The following is a 1,685-nucleotide window of genomic DNA, read 5'->3' as shown; positions in this document are numbered from 1 at the left end:
TCCGCACATCAGCGTAAGACGTTATGTGTCAAGCGGTTCGGTCGGTGGCCCCGTGTTTGTCGTCGTCCCGGCATAGCGGTAATGGGGTTGGTTCCCGGCAGCGTGTAATCGGGTTGTGTGACGACAGGTCGGGGCTGCCCATGATGTGCGACGAGATCACCGGGGTGTCTCGATGCCGCGTAGGGCTCGCCCCGACCGACCGCTCGATGAGCCGCCTGATCAGGCGGCGGTCGAGATCATGGTGGGACCGGCTTTGGTGGTGCCGTGGGTGGCGATGTGTGGGTTCCAGGGTTGGCGGGTGGTGACCACGGCGTGGAGTTGGCGCAGGATCGCTGCGGCGATCACCGCTTGAGCTTGGGTAGGTGTGAGCCGGTTGGTGTCTCGGGTGGTCAGGTGCTGGTATCGGGCGGCATAGACGGGGTTGGCGCGTTGGGTGCCCCACACCCCTCGCCAAGCGGCCAACCGCAGTCCGGGGCGTCCGGCTCCGGTGAGTCGGGCGCGGCCGGTGAAGGCGCCGGATTTCTTCTCCCGGGGTGCCAGACCAGCGTGTTTGACTACCGCTCGGGCGGTGGGAAACCTAGCGGGGTCGCCGGTTTCGGCGAGGATCGCTGCGGCCCCGACCGCCGACAACCCGACGATCGAGGTGACCAGCTCGGTGAGCCGGAGCTCATCGAGCACACCGGTCATTCGGGCTTCTGTGTCGGCCAGGCGTCGCTTGGTCTCGGCCCAGTCCTCGAGCAACAGCTGCACCCGTTCCAGCGCGCCGCGGCGGTGAGCAAGCACCCCGGCCGGATCATCGAGTGCGGCAAAGAGTTTCCCGGTAATCCGAAAACATGGACGCTTCGCGCCGGCGCGGGTGACCTCGCCACGGACGAGACGTTCGAGCCGGTCTCGGCCTAACCGTCGGGTGCGGGCGAAGTCGCCGCCGTCGCGGCCGCAGATCACCCGCAACGCTGCCATCCAGGTCCGTGACTTGAACGGCTGCTGAGCGGCCTCGAGCGCGGCCGGCCACACACATTCGAGCAGAGCTCGGATCTGCTGGATCTGAGCGACCATCTCGACCAGTAGCTGCTCGCGTCGGGCACCCAGATGCCGCAGCCGACTCCAGGTTTCATCGCCCGGTTCGGGCGCATAGCAACGCAATTGCGCGGTCAACCGCGCGATCAGCACCGCGTCTTTCTCATCGGTTTTGTCGGTGGTGAGGTCCTCGGCGCGGCGTGACCATGCCGTCATCGCCGGCTGGACACACACGAACAACATGTCCCGATCGGCGGCAAGCTGCCCGAGGACTCGCCACCGATGTCCGGTCGGCTCGCACGCCACCGTCGCACCGGTGAACCCCGCGGCCTCGGCACGGGTGCTGGCCCAGTCCAAAGCGATCCCCATATCCCAGGCACGACAGCGGAACGTCTTGCGGGCCACCACCTTCGAGTCATGGTCGCAGACCACGACCATCTGTTTGCGGTCGGCCAGGTCGATCCCGACGATCGCGTTCTGGGTCGGAACCAACTCCCTCAGTCGGGCCATTCGGGCGTTGCGGTTGCGATCACCCCGGGACACACCGCTACCGTTACTCATGGAACGTCCTCCTGCTCTTGCGATGGGACACCAAGCCCGACAAGCGCATCAGGAGGACGTTCCCCACGTCCCCGAAACCGACGCACTAAACGTCTTTCTATGCCGCG

The 1,685-nt window shown here is 66.3% G+C and carries 1 protein-coding gene; it reads right to left on the bottom strand.

What is annotated here, in order from left to right; translation table 11 throughout:
- Positions 1-219: 219 nt before the first annotated feature.
- Entirely contained in the window at positions 220-1,578 is a 1,359-nt protein-coding gene (locus IBX18_RS41780) for an IS110 family transposase (RefSeq protein WP_194838948.1), read from the bottom strand.
- Positions 1,579-1,685 lie beyond the last annotated feature (107 nt).

It is taken from the genome of Nocardia sp. XZ_19_369, from assembly GCF_015355715.1.
In the GTDB taxonomy this organism is placed as follows: Bacteria; Actinomycetota; Actinomycetes; order Mycobacteriales; family Mycobacteriaceae; genus Nocardia.
The sequence above is the reverse complement of the archived record's forward strand: the minus strand, read 5'-3'. Positions and strand labels throughout refer to the sequence as shown.